This is a genomic window from Butyrivibrio sp. (assembly GCF_017433805.1).
Taxonomy (GTDB): domain Bacteria; phylum Bacillota; class Clostridia; order Lachnospirales; family Lachnospiraceae; genus Butyrivibrio.
The window spans coordinates 223540-249667 of the sequence record NZ_JAFRGN010000013.1 but is presented as its reverse complement, the minus strand read 5'-3'; the positions used below and the strand labels follow the sequence as shown (position 1 = coordinate 249667).

Genomic DNA, 26128 nt, shown 5'->3' with positions numbered 1-26128 from the left:
AAAATGTCTACAAGAAGTGTAATTCCATTTGGACCCCAGCATCCGGTTCTTCCGGAACCAATTCACCTTGACCTTGTTATGGAAGATGAGAAGGTAGTAGAAGCTATTCCTTCTATCGGATTCATCCACAGAGGTCTTGAGAAGCTGGTTGATAAAAAAGATTTTAATGAAATGGTATATGTTGCTGAGCGTATCTGCGGTATCTGCTCACTTGGTCACGGCCTTGGTTATTCAGAGGCTGTTGAGCATATCATGGATATCGAAGTACCTGCTAGAGCAAGATTCCTTAGAACAATCTGGTCGGAGCTTTCCAGAGTACATTCACATCTTCTTTGGCTCGGACTTTTAGCAGATGCTTTCGGATTTGAGTCTCTTTATATGGATTGCTGGAGACTTAGAGAGGATGCTCTTGATATGTTCGAGGCATCAACTGGTGGACGTGTTATCTTCTCTGTTATGAAGGTAGGCGGTATCAGAAGAGATGTATCTGATGAAATGCTCAAGGATTTCTACCAGAGAATTAATAGAATGGAAGAAGAGCTTAAGGCTATATCTAAGCCATTCCTTACAGATATGGCTGTTCAGACAAGACTTCGTGGCGTAGGAGTTCTCACAGCTGAGCAGGCTGATGCTCTTGGATGTGCTGGACCATTCCTTAGAGCCAGCGGAATCGCAAGAGATATCCGTAGCACTGGATACTGTGCTTATGGCGATATTGATTTCGAGCCAATCATTTCAACTGAAGGTGATTCATATGCTCGTACAGAGTGCCGTATTAAGGAAATCTTCCAGGCATTCGATATCATCCGTCAGTGTATCGACAAGATGCCTAAGGATGGCGAGATTGAAGTTCCTGTTAAGGGAATGCCAAACGGCGAATATATGATGCGTATTGAACAGCCTCGTGGAGAAGCTCTTTACTATGTAAAGGCTAACGGAACTAAGTTCATAGACAGAATGAGAGTCCGCACCCCCACATTCGCTAACCTTTCTGGTCTTGTTGAGACTCTTAAGGGATGTGACCTTGCTGATGTACCTATTCTTGTTCTTACAATTGATCCATGTATCAGTTGTACTGAAAGGTAATTACTTTGTAATCGATTAAGGATTGGAGATTAAAAATGGCACTTGCAAGTTTCAAAAATACAATTATTCGTAATCTTGTGTCAAAGCCTAAGACAAGAAAGGTTGAGAAGGAATACCCTGTTGGTACAAGAGGACATGTAGAAAATGATATGGATGTATGCGTGCTCTGTGGACTTTGTTCTATCAAGTGTCCTACACACGCTATCACTGTAGATAAGGTTGCTAAGACATGGTCTATCAGACCTATGAGCTGTATTCAGTGCAGATGCTGCGTTGATAACTGCCCTAAGAAATGTCTTTCAATGGGACTTCGTTTCCAGGAACCTGGATCAGAGAAAGTTACCAAGACCTTCAAGCAGTCCGAGAAGGCTATTGCAGCTCAGGAAGCTCTTATGAAGGCAGCTAAGGAAAGAGCAGCTGCAGCAGCTGCTGCTAAGGCAGCACAGGCAGCTCAGGCAGGAAATGCTCCTGCGCCTGCAGCTCCAGCACCTCAGAAGGCACCAGAGAAAACAGAAGAGTAAAAATGATTTGTAAAATCACAGTTAAAGGGGCGGTACAAGGAGTTGGTTATCGCCCCTTTATATTAACCAAGGCAACTGAATATGGTTTAAAGGGATTTGTACGAAATATTGGAGCAGCTGTTGATATACTTGTTTCCGGTGAGAAATCTGTTATAGAAGATTTCACTGAGATGTTAAAGAGCGAGTATCCTTCAGGTGCTTTTATTTTGAATGTAGAAAAAAGAGAACTATCAGGAAATGAACTTGATTCATATACCGGTTCTTTAAACATAGATATGGATTTAAATGATTTTGTCATTATTCGAAGTGAAGAAATTGATCTGACAAGTGATCTGCCTGTCTTTTTACCTGATATAGGTATTTGCGATGAATGTATGACAGAAATGCTGGATGAGAAGAATAGAAGATATAGATATCCGCTTATAAGCTGTGCTTCCTGCGGCCCCAGAATCAGCATTTTAGATAAGCTTCCATATGACCGTGACACAACTACGATGATAGATTTTGGTATGTGTCTAGAGTGCGCTGGGGAATACAGGCTTGGAAGGCGCAGACATGCGCAGACAATATCTTGCTATAGCTGTGGGCCTCAGTATGAATTAAGATATATATCTGATTATGTGCAAATAAATAAAATTAATCGCATAGAAACGAAGGATGACTATCTGACAAATGCTATCAAACTATTAGAAAATGATGAAATCATTGGCCTTAAGGGATCTTCAGGCTATCAGCTTGTGTGCAGGCCTGATAATACTGCAGCTTCTAAGCTCAGGTCAGCCAAAGGAAGAGAACAAAAGCCTTTTGCAGTAATGTTTTCTGATATAAACGCTATAGAAGAATACTGCCATATAAATAGTAAGGAAAAAGAATTACTGGAAAGCTCGGCAAGACCAATAGTACTTCTAAATACTAAAAAGCTTTTTGACTATGAGGTATGTAAGGACAGCAGATATATTGGAGCTTTTTTGCCATCCGTTGGAGTACACAGGCTTTTGTGCGATGCTGTTGGTCCGCTTATTGTCACAAGTGCCAACAAATCTGATGAGCCAATAATAATAGATGATGATGCTTTTATAGAGGAATTTGCTGGTAGCGAAGTCGCTGCCATTTTATATCATAAACGTAGGATCAATATGCCACAGGATGATTCTGTAATGTTCGTGTCATCTCTTAAAAATGGTAAGAGCCTTGGTCTCTTTAACAGAAGAGCAAGAGGATTTGTACCTCTTCCTGTTTTTATTCCAGATGTAAAAGGTAAGTCCAGAGTACTTTCTTTTGGCGGAGATCTTAAGAGCACTTTTTCTTTTGCCTATAAGGATAAGATCATTACATCCCAGTATTTAGGTGATCTTAAAGACTACGGTGTTAATACTAACCTTCAGAAGCTAATCAGACAGTATCAGGATATTTTTAAGTTTAAGCCTGAGAAAATCGTATGCGATCTTCATCCACTTTATGAGTCGGGAAGGCTTGCTAAAGAGTATTCAATTGAGAATAATTTGCCTGTTTTCGAGGTTCAACATCACCATGCACATATTTTGTCAGTAATGGCAGAAAATGGTTTAAAAAGCTGTATAGGCATTTCTTTTGATGGAACAGGTTTTGGAACTGATGGCAATATATGGGGCGGAGAATTTTTGTACTGCCACGGATCAGAATACAATAGAATCGGCCATATGAGCTATGTTAAGCTTTGCGGCGGTGATAATGCTTCAAAAAATGCAAATCTTGTAAAAGAGTGTTATTATAATGCAGCAGGACAAACTGACAATGTATCTCAGCTTATCGGAGCAGCACTTTCAAACAATATAAATGTCTTTAATACATCAAGTGTAGGAAGGCTTTTTGACAGTGTCTGTGCACTTCTTGATATTAAGAATGAGAATTCTTTTGAGGGAGAATGTGCGATGGCTCTTGAAAAGCAGGCTTGGGACTTCTATGAGAATAACCAGGATAAGGTACAAAATGGCCAGTATTACAAGCTTTCTTTTGATATCAAGGATGAAGAGGAAGGTCTTTTACCTGACCAGATAGGTCTTTTCGCTGAGATTGATAAGGCCTATCATGAAGATAATATTTCATGGGCAGAGCTTGCATATGCTTTCCACATGGCGCTTGTAGATGTTATTGCAAGGATATGTCAGATGGTAAAAGAAAAAACTGGTGAGAGCAAAGTATGTCTTTCTGGTGGAGTTTTCGGAAACAGGCTACTTATAACTAATACAATTGACAGATTGTCCGATATGGGCTTTGATGTTTATGTAAACGAACAGGTTCCGGCAGGTGATGCGGGAATTTCAGTAGGTCAGGCGTATTACCTGATGCTTAAGGAGGAATAAATATGTGCGTTGCACTTCCAGGTAAGGTTGTAGAGCTTAATGGCAACCTTGCAACTGTAGATTTTAATGGGAATAAGGTTGTTGCTGATTCAGGCCTTGTTAATGTAGCAATCGGTGACAATGTTCTGGTTCACGCCGGATGCATCATTCAGAAGATGGATGATAAGCTGGCTGATGAGATGAACGAACTTTTTAATGAGATAGAGGGCCTTAGTATTTAATATGAAGAATATGGATTTAAAAGACATTGTTAGAGCTTTAAAAGAATATGATGGGCCAGAAGTTCGTATTATGGAGGTCTGCGGAACACACACTGCAGCCATCTCAGAAAACGGAATTCCTTCAATGCTGTCTGATAAGATTAAACTAATTTCAGGTCCTGGATGCCCGGTATGTGTTACGGTTACAGCTGTAATAGATAAGCTTGTAGAGCTATCAATGAGAGAAGATACCATTGTACTCACTTTTGGAGATCTCATAAGAGTTAAGGGATCAAAGAAGTCTCTTGCTGATGCCAAGGCAGATGGTGCCCATGTTAAGATGGTATATTCTCCAATGGAGACTGTTAAGCTTGCGGAGGAAGATCCTTCTCACACCTATGTTTTTGCAGCAATTGGATTTGAGACCACTACGCCTGTATATGCTATGGTCCTTGAAAAGGCTATAGAAAAAGATATTAAGAATCTTAAGCTTCTGACATCACTTAAGACAATGCCTCAGGTTATCAGATGGGTTGTTAAAAATGGTGGTGACCTGGATGGATTTATTGCTCCTGGTCACGTAGCTACTATTACAGGAAGTGATGAATACAAAGAGCTTTCCGAAGAACTTGGTATTCCTTTTGTGGTGTCTGGCTTTGAAGGACCACAGCTTCTTATGACAATTTATGCGCTTGTTTCTATGAAGGGCCAGACTGGAATCAGGAATATGTATAAGGGCGCTGTTTCAGAAAAAGGAAATACTAAGGCTAAAGAAATAGTAGATAAATACTTTACAGAATCAGATGCCTCCTGGAGAGGAATGGGTAAGATTCCTGGATCAGGAATGGTTCTCAGGGAAGAATACAGACAGTATGATGCTGGAAGCCTTGACCTTGATGAGGATCATATGCCACCTGGATGCTGTTGTGCAAGCGTTCTTGTTGGTAAGATCAAACCTAGCGACTGTCCATTATTTGGAAAGAGCTGTACACCAGATAATGCTCATGGAGCATGCATGGTTTCTACAGAAGGAAGCTGCTATAACTTCTTTGTTTCAGGTAGAAAATAATAGATTATTAGTTTGGAGTTATATAAATGAAGATTACAATGGCTCATGGAAGCGGCGGCGAATCAACATCACAGCTTATCAGAGATGTGTTTGCCAAGCATTTTCATAATGAAATATTAGATAAATTAGAGGATTCAGCAGTTGTTCCTGGTTCAGGGAGACTTGCAGTTACTACAGACAGCTTTGTGGTAACACCAATTCTTTTCCCAGGCGGAGATATTGGAAGGCTCTGCGTTTGCGGAACAGTTAATGATCTTCTCATGAGCGGCGCTAAGCCTATGTATCTTACCTGTGGATGCATATTAGAGGAAGGCCTTGATATTGATGTTCTTGATAAGGTTATAGCTTCCATGGCAGAAACAGCTAATGAAGCTGGTATTAAGATCATTACAGGTGATACCAAGGTTATAGAGAATAAAGGCGGCAAAAGTGGCCTTATTATCAATACTTCAGGTGTTGGTTTTATTGAGGACAGTTTAGATGTACCTGGTCCATTTAAGCTTCAGGATGAAGACAGGATCATTATTTCCGGTAATCTTGGTGATCATCATGCAGCCATTCTTGGTACCAGAATGGGCATATATACCAATATTGTTTCTGACGCTGCTCCTCTTTGTGAGATGGTTGGTAAGCTCCTTGATAATGGTATCAGGGTTCATGCCATGAGAGACGTTACAAGAGGCGGACTTGGAACAGTTCTTAATGAGTTCAGTTCTTCTTCTAAGTGCACAATAGAGCTCGAGGAGGAAGCACTTCCTGTTTCACCTGCTGTTAAGGATTTCTGTGGAATTCTTGGCCTTGATCCTATGTATATGGGTAACGAAGGTAAGATGGTTCTTTCTGTTCACAAGGACGATGCTGAAAGAGCAGTTTCTCTTATAAAAGAATCAAAATATGGTGAAAATTGCTGTATTATTGGAAAGGTTGTTAAATCCGAGGAATCTGCCGAAAATAATAGTGTGGTGCTTAATACTAAAATTGGTGGCAGACGTATAATTGGTTTGATGTACGGGGAAGGTCTTCCAAGAATTTGTTAAATGTTGTAAAATAGGTTTTGACTTTTAAACAGATTTTTCCCGTTCTATTGAAAGGAATTATATATTTAATGGAGTTCAAGAGAATCAATAAAGATACAGTTACCTGTATTATTACAGAAGACGATATGGACGAGCAGGGCATCAAGCTCGAGGATCTCTTTGAGAAAAAGAAGGAGGCTATGGATTTCCTTCACGAGGTCATGAGAAAGGCTGAGGAAGAGGTTGATTATAAGCCTACAGGTTCCTTTATGCCGATGCAGATCACTGTTTTACCTGACCATTCTATTTCACTTACACTTTCTGAGAATGCTTCTGCATCCTTTGGTGAGATTCTCCGTAATCTCACTGACAAGGCAGGCATTAAGATTCCTAAGAATGTTCTTGAGGATCTGGGTGATTCTGTTGATGAAGAACGCATCAACAGACTTAATGAGTACTTGAAGAGCCTCAAACAGCTCACTAATTCAGTCAAGAATATCATGGAAGAAAACGGACTTGCTAAGGAGCAGGATGAGCCTCAGAAGATAGAGATCAACCAGAATGCTACTATTGAGGATGGCAAGAAGAAGGCTGCTCTTATTTCTAATGGAGCTTCTGTTTCCAAGGAAGCACTTACTCCTGAGGAGAAAGAAAGAAGAGACCTTAACAGACTCAAGTTCCATGAGTATGTATTTACATTTGATGACATCCGCACAGTTATTTCTTTCTGTGCCAAGGCTCCTTCAAATTTAGGTATTAAGAGTGCTCTTTACAAGAATTCAGAAGATGGCAAGTATTATCTTGATCTTCTTAGGGGCGAGGAAGATGCCAAGTCATTTGCAGCTCTTTTCACAATGGCTTATGAATTTGGACATTTTCAGGCAACTAACCAGCATGTGATTGCACACTACAAAGAGAGCTTTGAGTGTCTTATCAGTGAGAATGCAGTTGCTGAGCTGGCTAAGGTTTGCTAAGCTTACATTAGTACATAATATGGAGCGGTTTGGATTTATGCTGAGCCGCTTCTTTTTTATATAAGGATTAGAAATGCGATTAAATCAATATATTGCTGCATGTGGACTCTGCTCCAGACGAGAGGCAGATAAGCTTGTAACTGCAGGAAGAGTTAAAGTTAACGGTACTGTCGCCCAGCCTGGCGTTCAGGTTGAGGAAACAGACGAGGTCTGTGTAGATGGCAAGAAGGTAAGTCTTGTCAAGGATGAGGTTGTTCTTGCATATTACAAGCCTGTTGGAGTAGTTTGCACTGAGAAAGACTCTCATGCAGAGAGGACAGTTTCATCTGAGATCAAGTATCCTATAAGGGTTACCTACGCTGGAAGACTTGATAAGGATTCAGAGGGACTACTTATTCTTTCTAATGATGGTAACCTCATAAATGCCATGATGAAGGCTGCCAACAAGCATGAGAAGGAATATGAAGTAGAAGTTGATAAGGAAATAAATGGGGATTTCCTTAATAAAATGGCCAATGGAGTGTATCTTGAGGAGCTTGATAAGACTACAAGAGGCTGCAAGGTCACAAGAACAGGTAAAAAGAGTTTCAGGATCATTCTTACTCAGGGGCTTAACAGACAGATCAGACGAATGTGCCAGGCGCTTGGCTTTAATGTTGTTAAGCTTAAAAGAGTCAGAGTTATGACTGTTAAGCTATCTGATTATGAGCTTAAACCAGGTAAATTCGTTGAGCTTGATAAAAATGCTAAGGATGCGCTCTATAGAGCTGCTGGACTTAAGAAATAATATATGAAAAAAGGTTGGGGAAAATGTCACAGATTACAGATGAAATAAGACTTAGTTATGATGCTTTGGTTTCTGAGATCAAGCATCATATGGATTTATATTATAATCAGGACGAGCCTGAGATATCTGACTATGAATACGATCAGCTTATGCAAAAACTTAAGAAAATGGAGTCAGATTATCCTGAGCTTGTATCCAAGGATTCTCCTAGCCAGATCATTGGTGGTGTTGCTAAAAGAGAAGCTGGCGTCAAGATCACACACAATGTTCCAATGCTTTCAATTGAAGATGTGTTTACTACAGAGGCAGTATGCGAATGGGTTAATAAGGTACATGCCCTTCATCCAGATGCGTCTTTTTCTGCTGAGATCAAAATCGATGGTCTTAGTATGACACTTAGATATTCCAGAAATGCTCAGGATAATAAGCTTCACCTTGACCTTGCTGAGACCAGAGGCGACGGCCTTATCGGGGAAGATGTAACAGCCAATGCACTCATGATACCAGATGTTAAGCAGGTGATTGACCTTCCTTATGAGTATCTTGAGCTCAGAGGCGAAGTATATATGTCTCATGAGAATTTTGAAAAATTCAATGAGGAGCAGGAAAAGCTGGGTAAAAAGATTGCAGCTAATCCCAGAAACCTCGCAGCCGGAACACTTCGTCAGCTTGATCCAACGATCACAAGAGACAGAGGCCTTAGAATGTTTATCTTTAACATTCAGGATGGCCCAGCTGAACTTATGGAGTCACATTGTGGCGGCCTGGAGATCCTTGCAGGTGCTGGAGTCCCTGTTGTATATCACAAGAAGTGCCAGAATACAGAGGATGTAATAGCTGCCATAAATGAATTTGGAGACATGAGAAATGACCTTGAATATGACCTTGACGGAGCAGTAATCAAGGTTGATCATACAGCCTGGAGAGATGATTTCCCGGCAGGCAGCAAGTACTCAAGTGGACATATTGCTTACAAGTATCCGCCTGAGGAGCGCGTTATTGTAATGGATGAGATCATTGTTGATGTAGGAAGAACAGGTAAACTTACATTTACAGGAAGCTTCCATGACAGAGAAACTGGTAAGCCAGCCAGACTCTGCGGAACAAGCGTATCCCGAGCTACACTTCACAATCAGGATTATATCAATGAGATGCAGATTGGTATTGGCGGCGAATACAAGCTCTTTAAGAGTGGCGAGATCATTCCTAAGCTTAATGGCTGTGTTACACCACCACAGATAGTTTATAAAGCGCCAGATCATTGTCCTGTATGCGGATCTATTCTTGTCAGAGAGGAAGATACAGCTGATATCAGATGTATCAATCCTACTTGTCCAGCTCAGGTCACTAGAACTATCGCATATTTTACAAGCCGTGATGCCATGAACATCATGGGACTTGGTGATACTCTTGTAGATGCCCTTGTATCAGAAGGATATCTTAAGACATATGCTGATATTTATACTCTTTCTGAGCACAGAGATGAGCTAATAGAAAAAGGTATTATTGGTAAAGAAAAAAATACAGATAAGCTTCTTGGTGAGATTGAGAAGTCCAAAGAAAATGATCCAGTAAGGCTTTTAACTGGTCTTGCCATCAGAAATGTTGGTAAATCAACAGCAAGAGAGATCATGAAGCATTTTGACAATCTCATGGACCTTACAAAGGTTACAAGAGATGGATTCTTACAGATTCCAGATATTGGAGAGACTACTGCTGAGGATTTATATGAGTTTTTCCATGATGAGCATAATCTTGAGATTCTTGAAAAGATGCATTCTCTAGGCCTTAATATGCAGATAGCTGTCGATGAGGATGCTTCTGATAAGCTCTCCGGAATGACAATTGTTGTTACAGGAACTCTTCCTACACTTGGAAGAAAAGAAGCAGAAGAACTTATCGTTAAAAATGGTGGTAAGGCTTCAGGAAGCGTATCCAAGAAAACAAGCCTTGTTCTTGCTGGTGAAGCTGCAGGAAGTAAGCTTACAAAGGCGAATGAGCTTGGAATCAGAGTAATAAATGAAGCAGAATTCCTTGAAATGCTGAAATAATAGGCTTTATAATGACATTATTAATATAAGAGGTGGAATAAGAACATGCCAATTAAGATTCAGAACGACCTTCCAGCTAGAGAAATACTTGAACAGGAGAATATCTTTGCGGTAGACGAAAACAGAGCGCTGCATCAGGATATCAGATCTCTCCAGATCTGTATTCTTAATCTGATGCCACTCAAGGAAGATACTGAGCTTCAGCTCCTTAGATCTATGTCAAATACACCTCTTCAGATCGATGTATCTTTCATGCAGATGAGCTCACATCATTCCAGCAATACATCGCCTAACCATCTGAACAGATTCTATAACACCTTTGACGAGCTCAAGGAAAACACCTACGACGGACTTATCATTACAGGTGCTCCTGTCGAGCAGATGAAGTTTGAGGAAGTAGATTATTGGGAAGAGCTCTGCAAAGTCTTTGAATGGTCCAAGACTAATGTAACTTCTACCTTCCATATCTGTTGGGGAGCACAAGCTGGACTCTATTATCACTATGGAATCGACAAAAAGCCACTTGATGAGAAGCTCTTTGGTGTATTCAAGCATAGAGTCATGAACAGAAAGGTGCCTCTTGTAAGAGGTTTTGATGATGCATTCTACATGCCTCACTCAAGACATACAGAGACTCCTGCAGCAGAAATTGAGAAATGTGATGATCTCGTTGTTCTTGCCAAGTCACCAAGAGCTGGTATTTTCCTTTGTATGAACAGATCAGGAAGCCAGATATTTGTTATGGGCCATGCTGAGTACGACAGACTTACTCTTGATTCTGAATACAGAAGAGATCTTTCAAAAGGTCTTGATATACATGTGCCCGATAACTATTATCCAGATGATAATCCTGAGAATAAGCCAGATCTATTATGGCGTTCTCATGCTAATAACCTTTATACAAATTGGCTCAACTACTACGTATATCAGAACACTCCATATAAATGGGGACAGATTCTGGACGAGGAAAAGATAAAGATGGCGTCCAAGACACTTACCAAGAAAGTAGAGGAATAATCGCATGGATAAAAAGCTTAGAAATATTTATACAGCCTTCCCAGGAGGCAAACATAAGGTTCTGACCTTCAGCTATGATGATGGAAAGATTCCTGACAGAAGACTTGTAGCTCTTTTTAATGAATATGGTCTTAAGGGAACCTTTAATCTGAATGCGGGACTTGAAGGTAATTCTTTTACCGAGCCATGGCAGGAAAGAATCCCTATGTCAGAATATCCTGAAGTGTATAAGGGACATGAAGTGGCATGTCATACCTTTACGCATCCTACTATTGCAAGATGTCCCAAGGAGCAGATAGCGCAGCAGGTTCTTGAGGATAGAAGAGTACTAGAGAAGATTATGGGGAAGACCATCAGAGGAATGGCTTACCCTAACGGTTCTTTTGATGATCAGGTTGTTGACGTATTCAAGAGCTGCGGAATTGTTCATGCCAGAACAGTTAACCAGACTCTGAGCTTTGACCTTCCTTCTGATTTCCTCAGATGGAATCCAACTTGTCGTCATGCTGATCCTAATCTTGACAGACTTGGTGATGAATTTATCAATCTCCATAAGACTCAGTATATGTATATGTTCTATGTTTGGGGACATAGCTATGAGTTTGACAGGGATAATAACTGGGAAATTATCGAGAAATTTGCTCCTAAAATGGCCGGTCATGATGACATCTGGTATGCGACCAACATTGATATTGTAGATTATACCGAGGCTTCCAAGCGAATCCAGGTTTCTGTTGATGGTACCTTTGCTTATAATCCTAGCGCCATGAGTGTATGGATCGAAGTCGACAAAAAGCCAGTTGAGTTATTACCTGGCAAATATACAGAAATTTAATAAATATTTAAGTATATAAAGCCTATTTATGCGGCTTTTAGGGCCTATAGTTAACTTGTTTTTTAAGAAAAAATACGATAAAATATTATTGATAAGCCGATAATTTCTTTATGTTTTTTGACAAGGAGACTATAACTTATGGGCCTTAGTATGGATAACGAAGAAGAACTCGAAGTAAAAAATACTGATAATAAGAAAAAGCCAACTAAAAAGACTAAGGAAATGCTCGAAGAAAACGCTAATAAGATTGAGGAGCTCAAAAAGGAACAGGAAGATCTTACAGCTGCCTTAAGCGATCTTGATAAAGAAGAAACAGCTCTTGGTGATAGATCTGCGCTTAAAATGAAGGTTACACACAAGAAATTTGGCGATGGCCAGGTTGTAACTCAGGATGGCAAATATATTGAAGTAAAATTCAAGGATGTTGTTAAGAAATTTGTTCTGCCAGGATGTATTGCTGATAAATTCCTGGAAGTTGATGATGAAGCTGTTTACGATTATTACGTTAAGAGTAACGAGATTCACAAGAAACGAATGAACACAGAGCTCAAGATTAAATCAGCTACATTTGCAATCCAGAGACATGAGGATGCAATCGAGAAACTAAATGCTAAGCTTAGATAACTAAATAATTCCAAAGATTAAGCGTAGGAGCAAAAAGCTTGTTCCTACGCCTTATTTTTATATATGTACTATTCGTTAAACATGTGTTTTGCGAATAGTTAAATATCTATTTGCATTTTTTTCATTTAGTGCTATTATCTTTTGTCGGGGAAAAAGTAAAAAGTTTTTTAAAGGAAATAAACGTTATATGGTATTTGTAATTGTAAATGTAATGGTCGCTGTAGTTTTATACTTTTTAGCATGCGCATTCATTGCAAGATCACTTGGTCTTGTTAAATGTATCGATCCCAAAAAGGCATATCAGAAAGAAAATCGCAGACATTTTCTTGATGGTTATAAGAATTGGAAAAGTGAAGAATACATAATAAAATCATTTGATGGTTATGAACTTCATACTACTTATATCCCATCAGCCGCTCCTTCCAAAAAATTTGTTATCTTAGTTCATTCATCGACTTATTGCAGAATTGGTGGAATTAAATATTTTAACATATTCAGAAAAATGGGCTATAACGGTATCCTCTTCGATCTTCGTGGACATGGTGATAATAAAAAGGCTCCATCAACATGGGGAATCAAGGAAAGTAAGGATCTCCTCTGTGTAATTGATGATACTATTAAGCGTTTTGGTGATGATATCAAAATTGGTGTTCATGGTGAATGTCTTGGCGGTGTAACTGCTCTTACTGCTCTCAAGTATCATCCTCATATATCCTTTGTTATCGCTGATAGCTGCTATAATTCACTTTATTCACTTATTTGCAAGCTTGTTGAGCAGATAGGACATGTATCACTGGCTCATTTTGATCCAGCAGCAATCTTTTTTAAGCATATGTTTGGATTTTCTTATAAAAAGATTTTTACAAAGGACAGCCTTAGCGGAAATAAAGTTCCGATTTGCTTTATTCAAGGCGACAGCGACTGTGTTGTTCCTGTAGATGATACTATGGAACTTAAGAGTGCGACTAATGGCTATACTGAGATGCATATATTTAAGGGTGCAGATCATACCCGTAACATCCTGGCGGATGCAGATCGTTATGAAGAAATAGTCAAAAACTTTTTGTACAGAGTCAGATTACTGGAGCTTGCAGCTTAAATTATGTATTTAAGGTAATACTCCACCATTCCAAAAAATTCTCTTACAGTATAGTGAATACCCACAGGCATCAAGGTTTTAGCAGGAACTGATGATACATTTTCATATCCTACTTCTTTTGCTATAGACATGGCACGTAGTTCATGGAATCCATTTGTAACAATTCCTACACGTGCCGATGGTTCGCCGATTATTTCAAGGCTGAATTTTAGGTTCTCTTCTGTATCGGAGGATTTATCCTCTAGAAGTATTCTGTCATTGGATATACCATATACTTCTGTGAGCTTTCTGCGAGCACATTCTGATTCACTGATGGATTCGTATTTGCCCTGACCTCCTGAAGCTACTACTATAGTTCTCTCATTCTCTTTTAAATATTCTGCTGCTTTTTGAATCCTTACTTTATATGGATTGGATGGCTCTGTTCCATTGAGACCTGCACCAAGGACAATGATATAGTCCAGATCTTTTTCTGGTATAGCTGTCATTGCTCCGATTATGCGAGCCTCTGTAATGATAAAAAAACTTAATATAGCTATAAATATCACTCTATATATCCAAACCAGAACTGATGGCAATATGAATAGCTCTCTGCCGTCGATTTTTCTTTTTAGCATGAATACCCTGAAAAAAGAAAAAGCTGCTATAAGTATCCATAGCCATGACCAGGAAAGTTTTGGGCCTCCGCCATAAGAAATGCATGTAAAGTAATAAAGTACTGAGAAAATGCCTAGAGAAAAGAAAATGTACATGATTATTTTGGATGGTGTTGGTTTTCCATAGCCGGCATATCTACAGGTATTTTCTTTATATTTCCTATACTCTTCACCATGCTCTTTTAATAAGTACTCTTCTTCCTGAAGAATCTGTAGATGAAGTATAACAATAGCTAATACAGTAACTATCAGTAGGATTGGATTAAAGAACATAAGGAGAATTCCAATATAAACCATGTCAAAGCCAAGAAATGCAGGATTTCTGGAATATTTGTAGATTCCTTCGCTAACGAGATCTCTCTTTTCCTCTTTTGCTACTCCTGCTCTCCAGCTATCTCGCATGGTAATGACAGCTAGCAAGAACACAAGATTGCCGAGGAATGCAAAATACATACCAAAAACGCGCCATATAAGTGGCAGCTGTGCTGTTCCCACTGCTATTGAGAGTATTTCGGCAATAACTATGGCAATTGTTGAAACGCCTAGAACACGCTCTATATAGTACGTTGTATCATGATCACGGCCTTTTGCTATCTGATTAGTTACTATGCCTTTCTTTTTCTGAATGAGTAATTTGGAATAATAGATAATATAGAAAACAGCCAAAAAGAATAATGCTATAAGTCGATATGTCATATCCCTGATGTCCTCCGAAATAAGCTTTTTTCATATACAGATATTATAACAACATTCAATAAAAAGGTACTTTAAATTAAGAAAAATGAAAATATATTAAATGTTGCTAAATAATTGCGCGAAATATTGATTTGCTGATATCAAGTGCTATTCTGTTCTTACAATCGATAACAAGGAGGCTTTTATGTGTAAGAAAATACTTGCATTGATAATGATTTCAGTATTATTTGTTTTTGCTATAACAGGTTGTGGGCATGATAATAATACTTCTCCCGCTGAACCTGTACAGGAAGACTCTGCCGATGTACTTCCATCTGGAAATGTAAACCTGATGGTATGGGGCGCTGATGAGGACGCAGATCTGATTTCGCAGATTATCAGTAGCTTTACTGCAGAATATGCTGGGCAAGCCAACTTTAATATTACATTTGAACCACACAGTGAAGCAAATTGTAAAGATGATATTTTAGGCGATGTACTGAATGCTCCAGATGTATTCACTTTTGCAGATGATCAGTTAATGGCTCTTGTGGCTTCAGGTGTACTTAAGAAAGTTCCAAACGATTCAGAAATATCCTCAAGAAATCTTGCGGCTTCAAGCGAAGCAGCTTCTGTAAATGGCGTTTTGTACGCATATCCACTGACAGCAGATAATGGGTATTTCCTTTTCTATAACCATAAATATATATCTGATGAGGATGTTCAAACCATGGATGGACTTCTTGCTGCAGCAAACAAATGTGGCAAGCAGGTATTTATGGAAATGACATCTGGCTGGTATATGTACTCTTTCTTTGGTAATACAGATATGGAAATTGGCCTTAATGATGATGGAATCTCTACTTATTGTAATTGGAATGCCAACTATACAGATATAAAAGGCGTAGATGTTGCAGAGGCGATGATGCGTATAGGTACAAATCCAGCTTTTGCAGCAACAAGTAATGCCGGTTTTCCTGCAGGTGCTGCTGATGGTACGTTTGTAGCAGGTGTAAGTGGTGTTTGGGACGAAAATGCAATTAAAGAGGCTTGGGGTGATGATTATGCTGCTTCCAAGCTTCCTACATATAATGTAGCCGGACAAGAGCTTCAAATGTCAAGTTATGCAGGCTATAAGCTTGTAGGCGTTAACTCTTACTCACCTAATGCTGCTTGGGCAGCAAAATTTGCAGATTGGATGACAAATGAGCAGAATCAGACGCTTAGATTTACATTGAGAGGTCAGGGACCTTCTAATTCTAATGCTTCATCATCTGGCGAAGTAGGTAACTCTAAAGCCATTAAGGCGCTTCAGGAACAGGCTCCTTTCTCTAGTCTACAGCGTGTAGGCGGAACATATTGGGATGCAGCAACTACTTTTGGCACAGCTATGTATGAAGGAAATCCATCTGGAAAAAATCTTCAAGCTCTTCTTAATGAAATGGTAACTGCAATTACTGGAGAAGAATCTACCGGAGATGCGGAAGGCGCAGAAGTAACTGAAGCAGTATCTGAAGCTGCAACAGAAGCATCATCAACTGAAGAGGCAGCTTCTGACGCCTCTACTGAAGCATCCTCACAAGAAAGTACTGAAGCATCATCCGATGCATCATCGGAAGAAATATCAAGTGAAGAATCTGCAACAGAAGCAAGTTCTGGCTCTAGTGAGAATAAATGAGTAGGAGGTCGAAGCAATGAAAAAGACAAGTATAAGAGCAAAAATTTTGTTTCCGGTTCTTCTTCTTTTTGTAATTTGTATATTTTCAAATATAATGGCGCTATCTAATCTGGGAAAAGTTAATTCGACAGCATCAACTATTGCAGACGAATATCTGAATGCCATTACAGAGCTTGATGCGATCGGACAGACTACCAAAAATGTCCATACTCTCGCACTCTCTCATATCGTAGCAACCGATTTTGAGACAATGACGAAAGTAATTACAGACATTGATGAGCAGGAAAAACTTCTCGATGATTATATTGCTGATTATCAGAAATATGTTACTTCTGATTCAGCTTCAAGCTATGAAAAGATGGTTAGTGATTATCAGGGTTTTAAAGACTCTATTATGGTTCTTTTAGCTCAAAGTGCTAACCAAAAAACTAAAGATGCCTATGCAACAGCCAATGGCCTTGTGGCTGACAGTTCTAAACAGCTAAATAATGATATTAATGATATTATTGCAGTTTTTGAAAATAACGCTGCAAATGAAAGACAGCTCCTCAATGCAGGTTTTACTATGTCTGTAGTATCAGGATTTATCGTTATCTTTATAAGTATAGTAGCTCTTATTATCGCAATATTCATGGTAGCAAGACATGTTATAAGACCTGTTATCAATGCAGAAGCAGAACTTAGAGATATTATAGATGGAATAAATAGACGTGAGGGTGATCTGACCAAAAGAGTTACTGTTAGTTCACATGATGAAATTGGTACTCTTACTCAGGGAATCAACGCTTTCATCGAGCTTTTGCAGAATATCTTCACTACTATCACAAGTAATTCAGCTGCAATGGATAAGGTTGTAAGTGATGTTCTTGGCAGTGTTCAAACTTCTAACAGTAGTGCCTCAGATCTCTCTGCTCTTACAGAAGAATTGTCTGCTACAATGCAAGAAGTAGCTAATAACGCATCTGCTATTAACAGTAATACAGAAACTGTTCGAGCTGAAGTAGATGAAATGGCTGAAAAGAGTCGTAAGATAAATGATTATTCTAAGTCTATGAAAGAGCATGCTGACACCATGGAGCAGAATGCCAGAACGAATATGGATGAGACAAATGCCAAGGTTGATGAGATCCTGACTGCTCTTAATCAGGCGATTACTGATAGCCAAAGTGTTGACCAGGTAAACTCTCTTACAGACGAGATCATGAGTATTGCCAGTCAGACTAATCTCCTGTCTCTCAATGCTTCTATCGAGGCTGCCAGAGCTGGTGAAGCTGGAAAAGGTTTTGCTGTTGTTGCTGGAGAAATCGGAAGTCTTGCAGAGAACAGCCGCCAGACTGCCGGAAATATCCAGAAGATAAATTCAGTTGTTGTAAGTGCAGTTCACAATCTTTCTGATAGTGCTAACGATCTGGTATCTTATATGAAGGATTCTATCTTGCCAGAATTCTCTAAATTTGTAGAAGATGGTGTTAAATATAGAGAAAACGCCGATTATATCGAATCTGTCATGGCTGATTTTACCGATAAGACAGAAGGCTTTAAGAGCACATTCGATGAAATTGCTGAATCTATCAGTAGTATTACAACCGCTATAGATGAAGGCGTTAAGGGAGTATCTTCTGCAGCTGAAAGTACTCAGACTCTTGTTGGCGACATGGATAACATCACTAAGAGAATGGACGAAAATCAGCGCATTGCAAGTGAACTTGATGATGAAACAGCTATTTTTGCTAAAATCTGATACTCACACCCTTGCACACAGCGTGCGTTCATTCTTCATATCATGATAAATGTATATATTATCCTTTGAGATGTCATAAGCTTGTACAATACTATTTACCCCCTCTAGCCCATGTGCAGCGGGGGTAAATTTATTGTCAAAAGAGTTTAAGACATCTACGTTGAAACAGATGGTCTTATCGTTTTCAAATATAGCATTATAAAGAATTCCAGATTCAACAAGATCCTGGAAAAAATGACTACCATATGAAAGTTCAGGATTATAACCAACCTTGGAATTGGCAATTTCGCATACGGCATCAAATTCGCTTATATCTGAGAATGCTGTTGGTACACCAAGTTCAGGTGATGAGGTTCCAATTCTTCCAGGTACCATGAGAAGGATATGCTTGCCCTTTCCTCTCATCTCCCAGTTAATTTTGCCTATGGCAATTGCGACTTGATTCTTGTCCTGATATGGCATGCTATAGTATTTAACCGGATCTACATAAATGATAAGATCAAGCTTTTCAGCTCTTGAAAGTCCCATGGCAGATTTCTTACATTCAAAAAGAACGTTGGCAGGATCAATGTTGTCAGGAATCTTGAGCTCTTCATCATCCTGAAATACCTGAAGAGGTCTGCACTGCAAAAGATTTATTACATAATCTCCATTTTCAGAGAAATTCAGCGTAACTTCTATGTCTACAGGGTGCTGATATTCAGCCTGCAAAGTACTGAGAATATCTTTCATTTGCGTCATTAGAGCATCCTTTTTGACAATTCCGAGGCATGAAATGAACTCAATATCCCTATCTTCTCCTCTATCCCTGAACATTCTCTCTGTGTCAGTATCATGCTCTAAAAGAAGTCTCTTTAAATAAAATGGCATACACTTTTTCACATCATCAAGCGAGACTCTTTCAAGCTTCCTTGTTGCTCTATTCATAAGTTCAAGTTTACGCTGTGAATACTGGTGCTTCTCAATAGAATTGCGGGCTGTGGTTGCTGAGGGTTTATCAAGACTCACTAGTCTCGGATATGATCCTTCAGTTCGATCAACAGCTGATGTACCAAGTCCCATTACAAGACGCAGCATTCCTGCAGACTGATCAATAGATTCCATAAATTTGTAAGGACTATAGGAATAACCAACTCCAGCTGCACATGGCATATAGAACTCATCGTAGTAAGAACCTGATACTCTTTGTACCAAAAGAGCCATCTGCTCATCCCTTGCCTGAAGGCCGCGCCTGCTACGATAATCTAGCGCAGACTTACTCATGGTGCTGGCATAAACAATCCTTATAGCATTTTCAAGCTCCTCTACCCTCTGCTCTATACTGCCTATATTTGAGCAGAATACTGATTCATATTTACCAGCGAAGGCATTTCCAAAACCGTCTTCAAGGATTGAACTGGACCTTACAATAATAGGATCCTGACCATAATATTCCAGAAGCTTAACAAACTGCTCCTCCATATCTCTTGAAAACTTGCCATATAATAGATGCTGCGCAAACTCATCAGCGACAGTAAAGAATTCCTCTGGTGTTCTCTGCCTTATTCTGAGATCCCAGAAATGATTTTCTACTTATAAATGTATAGAAAACGTCAGATCCAATGTAAAAAGAGTCATGGGGCTCCATATTCTGATAAATATCAGGCCTTCTATGTTCGATAATCTTTCTGGCAAGAAGCATTCCACAGGCTTTTCCGCCTATCATTCCGGTGCCTATCATTCTTTCTTTTACTTCCAGATAATCTTCCGGTGAAAAGAGCTCTTTTATCATCTTTCTAAGATGCTCATCTCTAGTCATCATGATGTTGCACATACGGCTGCAGTTCTCTGTGACATCGAGACCAGCTTCATGCTGCAATTTGGTAAGGTTAAAAAATCTGTCCCAACTATCCATGTTGTCGGTATCAGCCATTGAGCTACTCTTACCCAATACCTGATAGAAATGACTTGCCATAACTCCATCGAGGATAGGCTTAAAATCACCGTTTTCAGGATTATATAGCTGCGGGAGGAACATTGTCTCTGAGTATCTGTTCCATATCTTGTCAGGCCTTACATACACAATTTTATTATCTGAATAGACATCCAAAAAGAGCTGTGTAGTATCTCTTATCTTGGCAATAGCCTGGAAGGAATGCTTCCCTCTTATAAGGGGGAAAAAAGCTACTGTATCTAGAATAAAAAGATATGGACAGGTAACTTGGAAGAAATTACCCATCATAAGATCTGTTGCCCAGGCTGTCTGTAGTTCAGAAAGGCAATCAAAAACATAGAAGGCATCACGCCCTTCTTTTCTGATTATATCGTGAATCTCAACTGTGAAGTTTTCAAATCTATGGTTTAGTTCAACACTCACAATCTTAAGACCAGGCCGCTCCTCAAGTAGAGGTTCATGAGCTGCAAATCTTATATATATTAGATTTCTATTATCTGCAATAGCCTGCTGTACATAAGGCTTAACGAAAAGCTTGAACTCGTCAAGATTATCTACGCGCCAGACAACATTATCTCCAAGACGGATATTATCAAAAACCTGATCCATCTGAGGTATTCCGGAACATACTCTGTCAAATGCAGCCATAAACTGCTCCTTTCAAGAAAAGTATCAAATATAAGGCATCAAAAAAGGCAAGGATGCTTTAAATAAAAGCTCCCTTGCCTCTATATGTTCATAATATCACATTGGAACGTTATATTAAATCATTTTGTTTTGAGCATTTTTCAGCAGATCCAGGATGCCCTTTTCTTTTATGATTGCGATTCCCTGGAATTCATCTCCAAGTACAATCAAATTATCACCTGGATTAATATCAAATATCTTTCTGGCTTTTGCTGGAATCACTATCTGTCCTTTATCACCTACCTTGACCATCCCAAAGATATATTTTCCTTTTGGCGGAACTGCAAGTCCTAAAGATTCTTCTGTATCTGGATTATAGTTGATCAGATCATCCATACTTACAGAAAAAGTATTTGCTATAAGCATGCATTTTTCTATGTCAGGAAGAGTTTCCCCAGTTTCATATTTAGACAGAGTCTGCCTTGAAATACCTATCTTATCAGCCAGTTCTTCCTGAGACATATTATGGAGTTTACGAAGTTCTACAAGATTATCTTTAAACATATTAAGCCTTTCTCTTTTGTGTTATACCTAGGACTGCCCATCTAAAAAATGGGATTCTTGAAATGATCTCATATAATACATAACCAAATACAAAGCCTGCAATCAGACTAAGTATATAAGCTGCTACAGGTGTTATAATACAAGGCTTTGCAAGGAAAACTGCTATAGATGAGATTCCAAGATAATGGAATACGTAGAGTCCAAAGCTATGAGCACTCATCCATTTTGTGAAGGTTGTTTCATAGTCATAGAATCTGGCAAAGCCTCCAAGTATAGACAGACATGCAAAATGCGCAAATAACAGATAAAGAGGCGTTAAGATAACAGGTTTATCTGCATAGTTTAAACCAAAATATTTAATACAAAAAGCAATACATAAAACTATCGAAAGAGGCGCAAATATAAAAAACCATTTCTTTAGGATTTCAATAACTTCATCATGTGAGAATACAAAATATCCAGCCATAAAAGCATAGAAATATAATCCAAATCTGTAGCAGACAAGGATTGGAGGATTTAGTATCTGACCAAAGAAATATGTCAGTCCAACCATCAGAATGAGAACGACTACATTTGTCTTTTGACAGATATTATAAAAGCGCCCTTTCTCAAGTTTAATGATAAGTACTAGAATCATTGAATATAGCCATAGAAGCTGAATGTACCACAACACTCCTATACCAGAAAGTACAGCTATTAAGTACTTTACAATAAATGGGACCTCCAAATCTCCAGCTGAACTAAGTGATGCGTTTATATAACCTTGAATAAACTGGAAAACAAAGAGGCCTATCGTACTGGGAACAAGCAGTTTACTGGTTCTGCTCTTAATAAATTCTCTAGTAGTATGATTATCCAAATACAACTTAGAGCTTATACCCGACACTATAAAAAGAAGCATCATAAACCATGGGTACACGATGTACTGATATACGTCGTAGTACTGTACTTCAAGGTTAGTAATCTTTCCAAGAGTTCCAGCTACTCCCTGACCATTGTACATATAAAATACATGGTATATTACAACTATTACCACAGTAACCCATCTGATATTGTCTAAGTATGACTTTCTCATATTATTCATATATCTCCCACCTTTGCTATTTATTTTAACATTATTGTATTTTCGTAAACAACAAAAAACCACCAACTTCTGTTAACAAAAGTTGATGGTTTATGTTAAATATAGTTGCTTTTTCTTTTACATTGTCAAAAATGATCCGGCTACTGAGCCGATAACCATTGCTAAGATTAAAATAAGCGCTATTGTCGCGATTGCTTTGTTATATTTTTTGATACGCATAACTATTTTCTTCTTTCTATATATTTAACTTGTGTAGGCGTCGTAGATTGCTACGTGATCATAGATGCATCTCCATGAGCTCCAGGCATCTGCTGTAACACAGATGTAATGAGTACCATCGTTGGAAATCTGGTAGCTGGCTCCACAACATCCTGATTGTACTACAAAACCTGTTTTAGCGCCACATACTTCTCCATGAGTATCCTTATCCTCTATTCTACGGATGAACCAGTTAGAAATAGTGATTCCCTCTGGATGCTCAACCGTATTAGAGGTTGTGTAAACACGTGCCTGTAATACTTCATGACATAGTTTGTTCTCTTCTGCAGCCTTGAGGATCATGGCCATATCCATCAGAGTACAATAATGATCTTCATCATATATACCAATGCAATTGGTGAAATGCGCCGTATTAGATAATCCAAGCTCTGAAAGCTTATCATTCATCATATCCACGAATGCTTCCTGAGATCCTGCCACATATTCAGCAAGACACATAGCAGCATCTCCGCCAGAAGGCAAAATTGTTCCATACAAAAGATCCTGAACAGTTACCTTTTCACCTACTTCAAACCCTACAGCACTGCAATCATGTTTGTATACGAAATCTCCTATAGCCTGAGTCATCTCAAAGGTGTCATCAATATCTGTTATATGCTCAGCAGCCACAAGAAGTGTCAGTATCTTGGTCATGGAGGCTGGATTAATACGAACCGTGCCATCCTTGGAAGCTACTGCTGTTCCATCATCCAGATTAACTAAAAGCGCATAAGTACTAAGAACGTCTTCACTTGCTATATAGTCGGTATTCTCCGATACTTCAACAGTATACCCATCAAAAAATGATGAGGCGTCATCAGATTTTTCTTTATAAGGGCTGTACTCATCAGGCTCTTCAACTATAGTGTCAATGATCTCTATAACGGAGGCTTCAGAAGAAGCTTCATTGGATTCCATTATATCTATATTATCTGAGGGCTCATCCTCTGCCTTTGATTTTACTTTGGAATGTATTGTAGCAGATACTATCAGAACGATCACAAAAATTAAAGATAGACAAAAAAGTGTGATCCTACTGATGATTTCGAATTTTCTACGCTTTTTATACTCAGAAATGGTCAGTCTTTGCCCATCTCTTTTTCTATAATTAATTCTTTTCATAAAGAAATTCACCACCCCAACAAAAATGAAGAACTTTGTAAATTTTATCATTTTTTACAAAGCTACTTCAATCTATATATTTTACAGAATTAACAGGTGTAATTTGTGCAGATTAAATATGACTATATATAGTCTTTATGCTTATTTCAGACGCTATAACTTGTATTATCTTTTTACGAATATGCTATACTGTATATATGCAAAACTATTCGAAAAATGATGATAAATACTATAACGAACAGGATAAGATAAATATCCTCAGGATGCGAGAAGTACTGGATTCACTCCCAAGATTCTGCAAACAGTATTTTAGAGGAATTGAGCCTACTACTTCTGCAAGAACACGTCTTGGGTACGCATATGATCTGCGTACCTTCTTTGAGTACCTTCACAATGTTAATCCAGTTCTTAGCCAAAAAGACATAAAGGATTACAGCGTTGATGTACTTAATCAGATTGAGCGTGAGGATATCGAGGAATACCTGGAATACTTATCCTTATACGAAAAAGAGGACAAAGAAATAACCAATAATGAGCAGGGCAAAAAAAGAAAGATGTCTGCTCTTCGCTCTATGTACAGTTATTTTTATAAGGCAGAACTTGTGACCAGGAATACAGCTGAACTTGTTAATATGCCCAAGCTTCATGAGCATGAAATTGTTCGTCTTGAGCCCAACGAAGTAGCTACTCTTCTTGATCAGGTTGAAGCTGGAGAAAAGCTTACTAAGGCGCAGCTTCGCTACCATGAGAAGACTAAGCTAAGAGATGTAGCTCTTTTAACTCTTCTACTTGGTACAGGTATTCGAGTGTCTGAATGCGTAGGAATTGATTTCGATGATATAGATTTTGAAACTAATGGACTTCGCATTCATCGTAAGGGTGGCTATAACACTGTTGTTTATTTCCCTGATGAAGTCAGAAACGCTCTTATTGACTACATAGAACAGCGTAAGGGAATTATACCTGAGGAAGGCAGTGAAAATGCGCTATTTCTCTCTCTTCAGAATAAGAGAATCACTGTTCGAGCAGTAGAAAAGCTTGTTAAAAAATACGCTCAGAACGTTACAACGCTTAAAAAGATTACACCACATAAGCTTCGTAGTACCTTTGGTACCAATCTGTATCAGGAATCTGGCGATATTTACCTTGTTGCTGATGTTCTCGGACATAAGGATGTTAACACAACCCGTAAGCACTACGCTGCCCAGGATGATGCCAACAGAAGACGCGCTGCCAAGATGGTGCACCTAAGAGAAAATAAATAATATCAAGAGAAAAGTGTCTTATTTACATTTATAGTTTAGTATGGTAGAGTGGTAAATGGCTAATTTGTTAAACTATCAAATGTAAAGGAGACATTTTTATTATGAAAAAGAAAATCTTAGCTGCCCTTATGACTGTTGTTATTGGCATGAGTATAGTTGCATGCGGAAGCTCAACTTCTACAAGCGATGTAGACTATATCAAAAATAAGGGAACTCTTGTAGTAGGTATCACTGATTTCGCACCTATGGATTACAAGGATGACGCTGGTAACTGGATCGGCTTTGATGCTGATATGGCAACCAAGGTTGCTAAGGCACTTGGCGTAGAGGTTCAGTTCGTTGAAATTGACTGGGATAATAAGATTCTCGAGCTTGAGAACAAATCTATTGATGTTGTATGGAATGGAATGACACTTACAAGCGAAGTTACAAATGCTATGGAATGCACAAATCCATATCTTAACAACGCTCAGGTCGTAGTTGTTCCTTCATCTGTTGCAGCTGATTATAATGATGCTGCATCTCTTTCAACTCTTAGCTTTGCAGTAGAATCTGGTTCTGCTGGTGAAGAGGCTGCTCAGGAAAATGGTTACAGCTACACTTCTCTCACATCTCAGGCAGATGCTGTTATGGAAGTAGATGCTGGAACTTCACAGGCATGTATCATCGACCTTCTGATGGCTGGTGCAATGATTGGTGACGGTACAAGCTATGCTGATCTTACACACACTGTTGAGCTTACCAAGGAAGAATATGGTATCGGCTGTCGTAAGGGTTCTGACCTTGCTAAGTTCATCAACGAACAGCTTACAGCATCCTATAATGATGGTTCAATGCTTGAGATTGCCAAGACCTATGGCGTTCAGGATGCGCTTATCAAACAATAATTCACAGGAGTTTTCTA

The 26128-nt window shown here is 38.9% G+C and carries 23 protein-coding genes; 17 read left to right on the top strand and 6 right to left on the bottom strand.

Features of this window, described 5'->3' with window-relative positions; translation table 11 throughout:
• Positions 1 to 3 precede the first annotated feature (3 nt).
• From IJI01_RS04515 to IJI01_RS04455, 13 genes are all read left to right on the top strand, one after another.
• Complete coding sequence (locus IJI01_RS04515; RefSeq protein WP_292186448.1) at positions 4 to 1086, top strand: hydrogenase large subunit; 1083 nt, start codon at positions 4 to 6, stop codon at positions 1084 to 1086.
• Between the two features lie 35 nt (positions 1087 to 1121).
• Positions 1122 to 1607 (top strand): 4Fe-4S dicluster domain-containing protein, encoded by a 486-nt coding sequence (locus tag IJI01_RS04510; protein WP_292186446.1) that lies wholly within the window; start codon positions 1122 to 1124, stop codon positions 1605 to 1607.
• A gap of 2 nt (positions 1608 to 1609) precedes the next feature.
• On the top strand, positions 1610 to 3949 hold the full coding sequence (gene hypF, locus IJI01_RS04505; RefSeq protein WP_292186444.1) for a carbamoyltransferase HypF: 2340 nt from the start codon (positions 1610 to 1612) through the stop codon (positions 3947 to 3949).
• 2 nt (positions 3950 to 3951) lie between these two features.
• Complete coding sequence (locus tag IJI01_RS04500) at positions 3952 to 4170, top strand: HypC/HybG/HupF family hydrogenase formation chaperone (RefSeq protein ID WP_292186441.1); 219 nt, start codon at positions 3952 to 3954, stop codon at positions 4168 to 4170.
• 1 nt (position 4171) lies between these two features.
• A complete protein-coding gene (hypD, locus tag IJI01_RS04495; RefSeq protein WP_292186439.1) occupies positions 4172 to 5218 on the top strand; it encodes a hydrogenase formation protein HypD in 1047 nt (348 codons plus the stop codon).
• A gap of 26 nt (positions 5219 to 5244) precedes the next feature.
• Positions 5245 to 6255 carry a hydrogenase expression/formation protein HypE gene (hypE, locus tag IJI01_RS04490; RefSeq protein ID WP_292186436.1) on the top strand — a complete coding sequence of 337 codons (1011 nt, stop codon included), beginning with the start codon at positions 5245 to 5247 and terminating at the stop codon, positions 6253 to 6255.
• Between the two features lie 68 nt (positions 6256 to 6323).
• Positions 6324 to 7208: an adaptor protein MecA gene (locus IJI01_RS04485; protein ID WP_292186426.1), complete on the top strand. Its 885-nt coding sequence runs from the start codon at positions 6324 to 6326 to the stop codon at positions 7206 to 7208.
• 73 nt (positions 7209 to 7281) lie between these two features.
• Positions 7282 to 7995: a pseudouridine synthase gene (locus IJI01_RS04480; protein ID WP_292186424.1), complete on the top strand. Its 714-nt coding sequence runs from the start codon at positions 7282 to 7284 to the stop codon at positions 7993 to 7995.
• A 23-nt stretch (positions 7996 to 8018) separates the two neighbouring features.
• Positions 8019 to 10046, top strand: coding sequence for an NAD-dependent DNA ligase LigA (gene ligA / locus IJI01_RS04475; RefSeq protein WP_292186423.1), 2028 nt, complete (start codon positions 8019 to 8021; stop codon positions 10044 to 10046).
• A gap of 45 nt (positions 10047 to 10091) precedes the next feature.
• On the top strand, positions 10092 to 11063 hold the full coding sequence (gene metA / locus IJI01_RS04470) for a homoserine O-acetyltransferase MetA (protein WP_292186417.1): 972 nt from the start codon (positions 10092 to 10094) through the stop codon (positions 11061 to 11063).
• Positions 11064 to 11067: 4 nt separating this feature from the next.
• Positions 11068 to 11898, top strand: a complete 831-nt coding sequence (locus IJI01_RS04465; protein ID WP_292186415.1) for a polysaccharide deacetylase family protein — start codon at positions 11068 to 11070, stop codon at positions 11896 to 11898.
• A 138-nt stretch (positions 11899 to 12036) separates the two neighbouring features.
• On the top strand, positions 12037 to 12522 hold the full coding sequence (locus IJI01_RS04460) for a hypothetical protein (protein ID WP_292186414.1): 486 nt from the start codon (positions 12037 to 12039) through the stop codon (positions 12520 to 12522).
• 187 nt (positions 12523 to 12709) lie between these two features.
• Positions 12710 to 13621 (top strand): alpha/beta hydrolase, encoded by a 912-nt coding sequence (locus tag IJI01_RS04455; protein ID WP_292186413.1) that lies wholly within the window; start codon positions 12710 to 12712, stop codon positions 13619 to 13621.
• Here the strand turns inward: IJI01_RS04455 and IJI01_RS04450 are convergent.
• Positions 13618 to 14973: an ElyC/SanA/YdcF family protein gene (locus IJI01_RS04450; protein WP_292186412.1), complete on the bottom strand. Its 1356-nt coding sequence runs from the start codon at positions 14971 to 14973 to the stop codon at positions 13618 to 13620. The genes IJI01_RS04455 and IJI01_RS04450 overlap by 4 nt on opposite strands.
• Positions 14974 to 15157: 184 nt before the next feature.
• Between IJI01_RS04450 and IJI01_RS04445 the strand changes: the two genes are divergently transcribed.
• Positions 15158 to 16630, top strand: coding sequence for an extracellular solute-binding protein (locus tag IJI01_RS04445; protein WP_292186410.1), 1473 nt, complete (start codon positions 15158 to 15160; stop codon positions 16628 to 16630).
• A gap of 16 nt (positions 16631 to 16646) precedes the next feature.
• Positions 16647 to 18371: a methyl-accepting chemotaxis protein gene (locus tag IJI01_RS04440; RefSeq protein WP_292186408.1), complete on the top strand. Its 1725-nt coding sequence runs from the start codon at positions 16647 to 16649 to the stop codon at positions 18369 to 18371.
• A 3-nt stretch (positions 18372 to 18374) separates the two neighbouring features.
• Here IJI01_RS04440 and IJI01_RS04435 read toward each other — a convergent pair whose 3' ends face one another.
• The 5 genes from IJI01_RS04435 to IJI01_RS04415 form a co-directional block, all read right to left on the bottom strand.
• Positions 18375 to 19916 carry a PEP/pyruvate-binding domain-containing protein gene (locus IJI01_RS04435; protein ID WP_292186929.1) on the bottom strand — a complete coding sequence of 514 codons (1542 nt, stop codon included), beginning with the start codon at positions 19914 to 19916 and terminating at the stop codon, positions 18375 to 18377.
• Positions 19876 to 20952, bottom strand: a complete 1077-nt coding sequence (locus tag IJI01_RS04430; RefSeq protein ID WP_292186407.1) for a hypothetical protein — start codon at positions 20950 to 20952, stop codon at positions 19876 to 19878. Before IJI01_RS04430 ends, IJI01_RS04435 begins: the two co-directional genes overlap by 41 nt.
• 114 nt (positions 20953 to 21066) lie before the next feature.
• A complete protein-coding gene (locus tag IJI01_RS04425) occupies positions 21067 to 21495 on the bottom strand; it encodes a helix-turn-helix domain-containing protein (protein WP_292186406.1) in 429 nt (142 codons plus the stop codon).
• Between the two features lies 1 nt (position 21496).
• Positions 21497 to 22579 (bottom strand): acyltransferase family protein, encoded by a 1083-nt coding sequence (locus IJI01_RS04420; RefSeq protein ID WP_292186403.1) that lies wholly within the window; start codon positions 22577 to 22579, stop codon positions 21497 to 21499.
• A gap of 243 nt (positions 22580 to 22822) precedes the next feature.
• Complete coding sequence (locus tag IJI01_RS04415) at positions 22823 to 23959, bottom strand: D-alanyl-D-alanine carboxypeptidase family protein (RefSeq protein WP_292186400.1); 1137 nt, start codon at positions 23957 to 23959, stop codon at positions 22823 to 22825.
• Positions 23960 to 24156: 197 nt separating this feature from the next.
• On the opposite strand from IJI01_RS04415, the gene IJI01_RS04410 reads away from it, so the two are divergent.
• Positions 24157 to 25224, top strand: a complete 1068-nt coding sequence (locus IJI01_RS04410) for a tyrosine-type recombinase/integrase (protein ID WP_292186397.1) — start codon at positions 24157 to 24159, stop codon at positions 25222 to 25224.
• A gap of 101 nt (positions 25225 to 25325) precedes the next feature.
• The gene (locus tag IJI01_RS04405) at positions 25326 to 26111 is read left to right on the top strand and encodes a transporter substrate-binding domain-containing protein (protein WP_292186394.1); all 786 of its coding nucleotides are present in this window, start codon (positions 25326 to 25328) and stop codon (positions 26109 to 26111) included.
• The last annotated feature ends 17 nt before the right edge of the window (positions 26112 to 26128 follow it).

Bases quoted from the DNA above. Each gene is read 5' to 3' on its own strand.
- hypF (WP_292186444.1), top strand. From the start codon at position 1,610: ATGATTTGTAAAATCACAGTTAAAGGGGCGGTACAAGGAGTTGGTTAT.
- IJI01_RS04465 (WP_292186415.1), top strand. From the start codon at position 11,068: ATGGATAAAAAGCTTAGAAATATTTATACAGCCTTCCCAGGAGGCAAA.
- IJI01_RS04460 (WP_292186414.1), top strand. From the start codon at position 12,037: ATGGGCCTTAGTATGGATAACGAAGAAGAACTCGAAGTAAAAAATACT.
- IJI01_RS04410 (WP_292186397.1), top strand. From the start codon at position 24,157: ATGCAAAACTATTCGAAAAATGATGATAAATACTATAACGAACAGGAT.
- hypD (WP_292186439.1), top strand. From the start codon at position 4,172: ATGAAGAATATGGATTTAAAAGACATTGTTAGAGCTTTAAAAGAATAT.
- IJI01_RS04440 (WP_292186408.1), top strand. From the start codon at position 16,647: ATGAAAAAGACAAGTATAAGAGCAAAAATTTTGTTTCCGGTTCTTCTT.
- metA (WP_292186417.1), top strand. From the start codon at position 10,092: ATGCCAATTAAGATTCAGAACGACCTTCCAGCTAGAGAAATACTTGAA.
- IJI01_RS04480 (WP_292186424.1), top strand. From the start codon at position 7,282: ATGCGATTAAATCAATATATTGCTGCATGTGGACTCTGCTCCAGACGA.
- hypE (WP_292186436.1), top strand. From the start codon at position 5,245: ATGAAGATTACAATGGCTCATGGAAGCGGCGGCGAATCAACATCACAG.
- IJI01_RS04445 (WP_292186410.1), top strand. From the start codon at position 15,158: ATGTGTAAGAAAATACTTGCATTGATAATGATTTCAGTATTATTTGTT.
- IJI01_RS04515 (WP_292186448.1), top strand. From the start codon at position 4: ATGTCTACAAGAAGTGTAATTCCATTTGGACCCCAGCATCCGGTTCTT.
- IJI01_RS04425 (WP_292186406.1), bottom strand. From the start codon at position 21,495: ATGTTTAAAGATAATCTTGTAGAACTTCGTAAACTCCATAATATGTCT.
- IJI01_RS04415 (WP_292186400.1), bottom strand. From the start codon at position 23,959: ATGAAAAGAATTAATTATAGAAAAAGAGATGGGCAAAGACTGACCATT.
- IJI01_RS04420 (WP_292186403.1), bottom strand. From the start codon at position 22,579: ATGAATAATATGAGAAAGTCATACTTAGACAATATCAGATGGGTTACT.
- ligA (WP_292186423.1), top strand. From the start codon at position 8,019: ATGTCACAGATTACAGATGAAATAAGACTTAGTTATGATGCTTTGGTT.
- IJI01_RS04430 (WP_292186407.1), bottom strand. From the start codon at position 20,952: ATGGCTGCATTTGACAGAGTATGTTCCGGAATACCTCAGATGGATCAG.
- IJI01_RS04405 (WP_292186394.1), top strand. From the start codon at position 25,326: ATGAAAAAGAAAATCTTAGCTGCCCTTATGACTGTTGTTATTGGCATG.
- IJI01_RS04500 (WP_292186441.1), top strand. From the start codon at position 3,952: ATGTGCGTTGCACTTCCAGGTAAGGTTGTAGAGCTTAATGGCAACCTT.
- IJI01_RS04485 (WP_292186426.1), top strand. From the start codon at position 6,324: ATGGAGTTCAAGAGAATCAATAAAGATACAGTTACCTGTATTATTACA.
- IJI01_RS04450 (WP_292186412.1), bottom strand. From the start codon at position 14,973: ATGACATATCGACTTATAGCATTATTCTTTTTGGCTGTTTTCTATATT.
- IJI01_RS04455 (WP_292186413.1), top strand. From the start codon at position 12,710: ATGGTATTTGTAATTGTAAATGTAATGGTCGCTGTAGTTTTATACTTT.
- IJI01_RS04510 (WP_292186446.1), top strand. From the start codon at position 1,122: ATGGCACTTGCAAGTTTCAAAAATACAATTATTCGTAATCTTGTGTCA.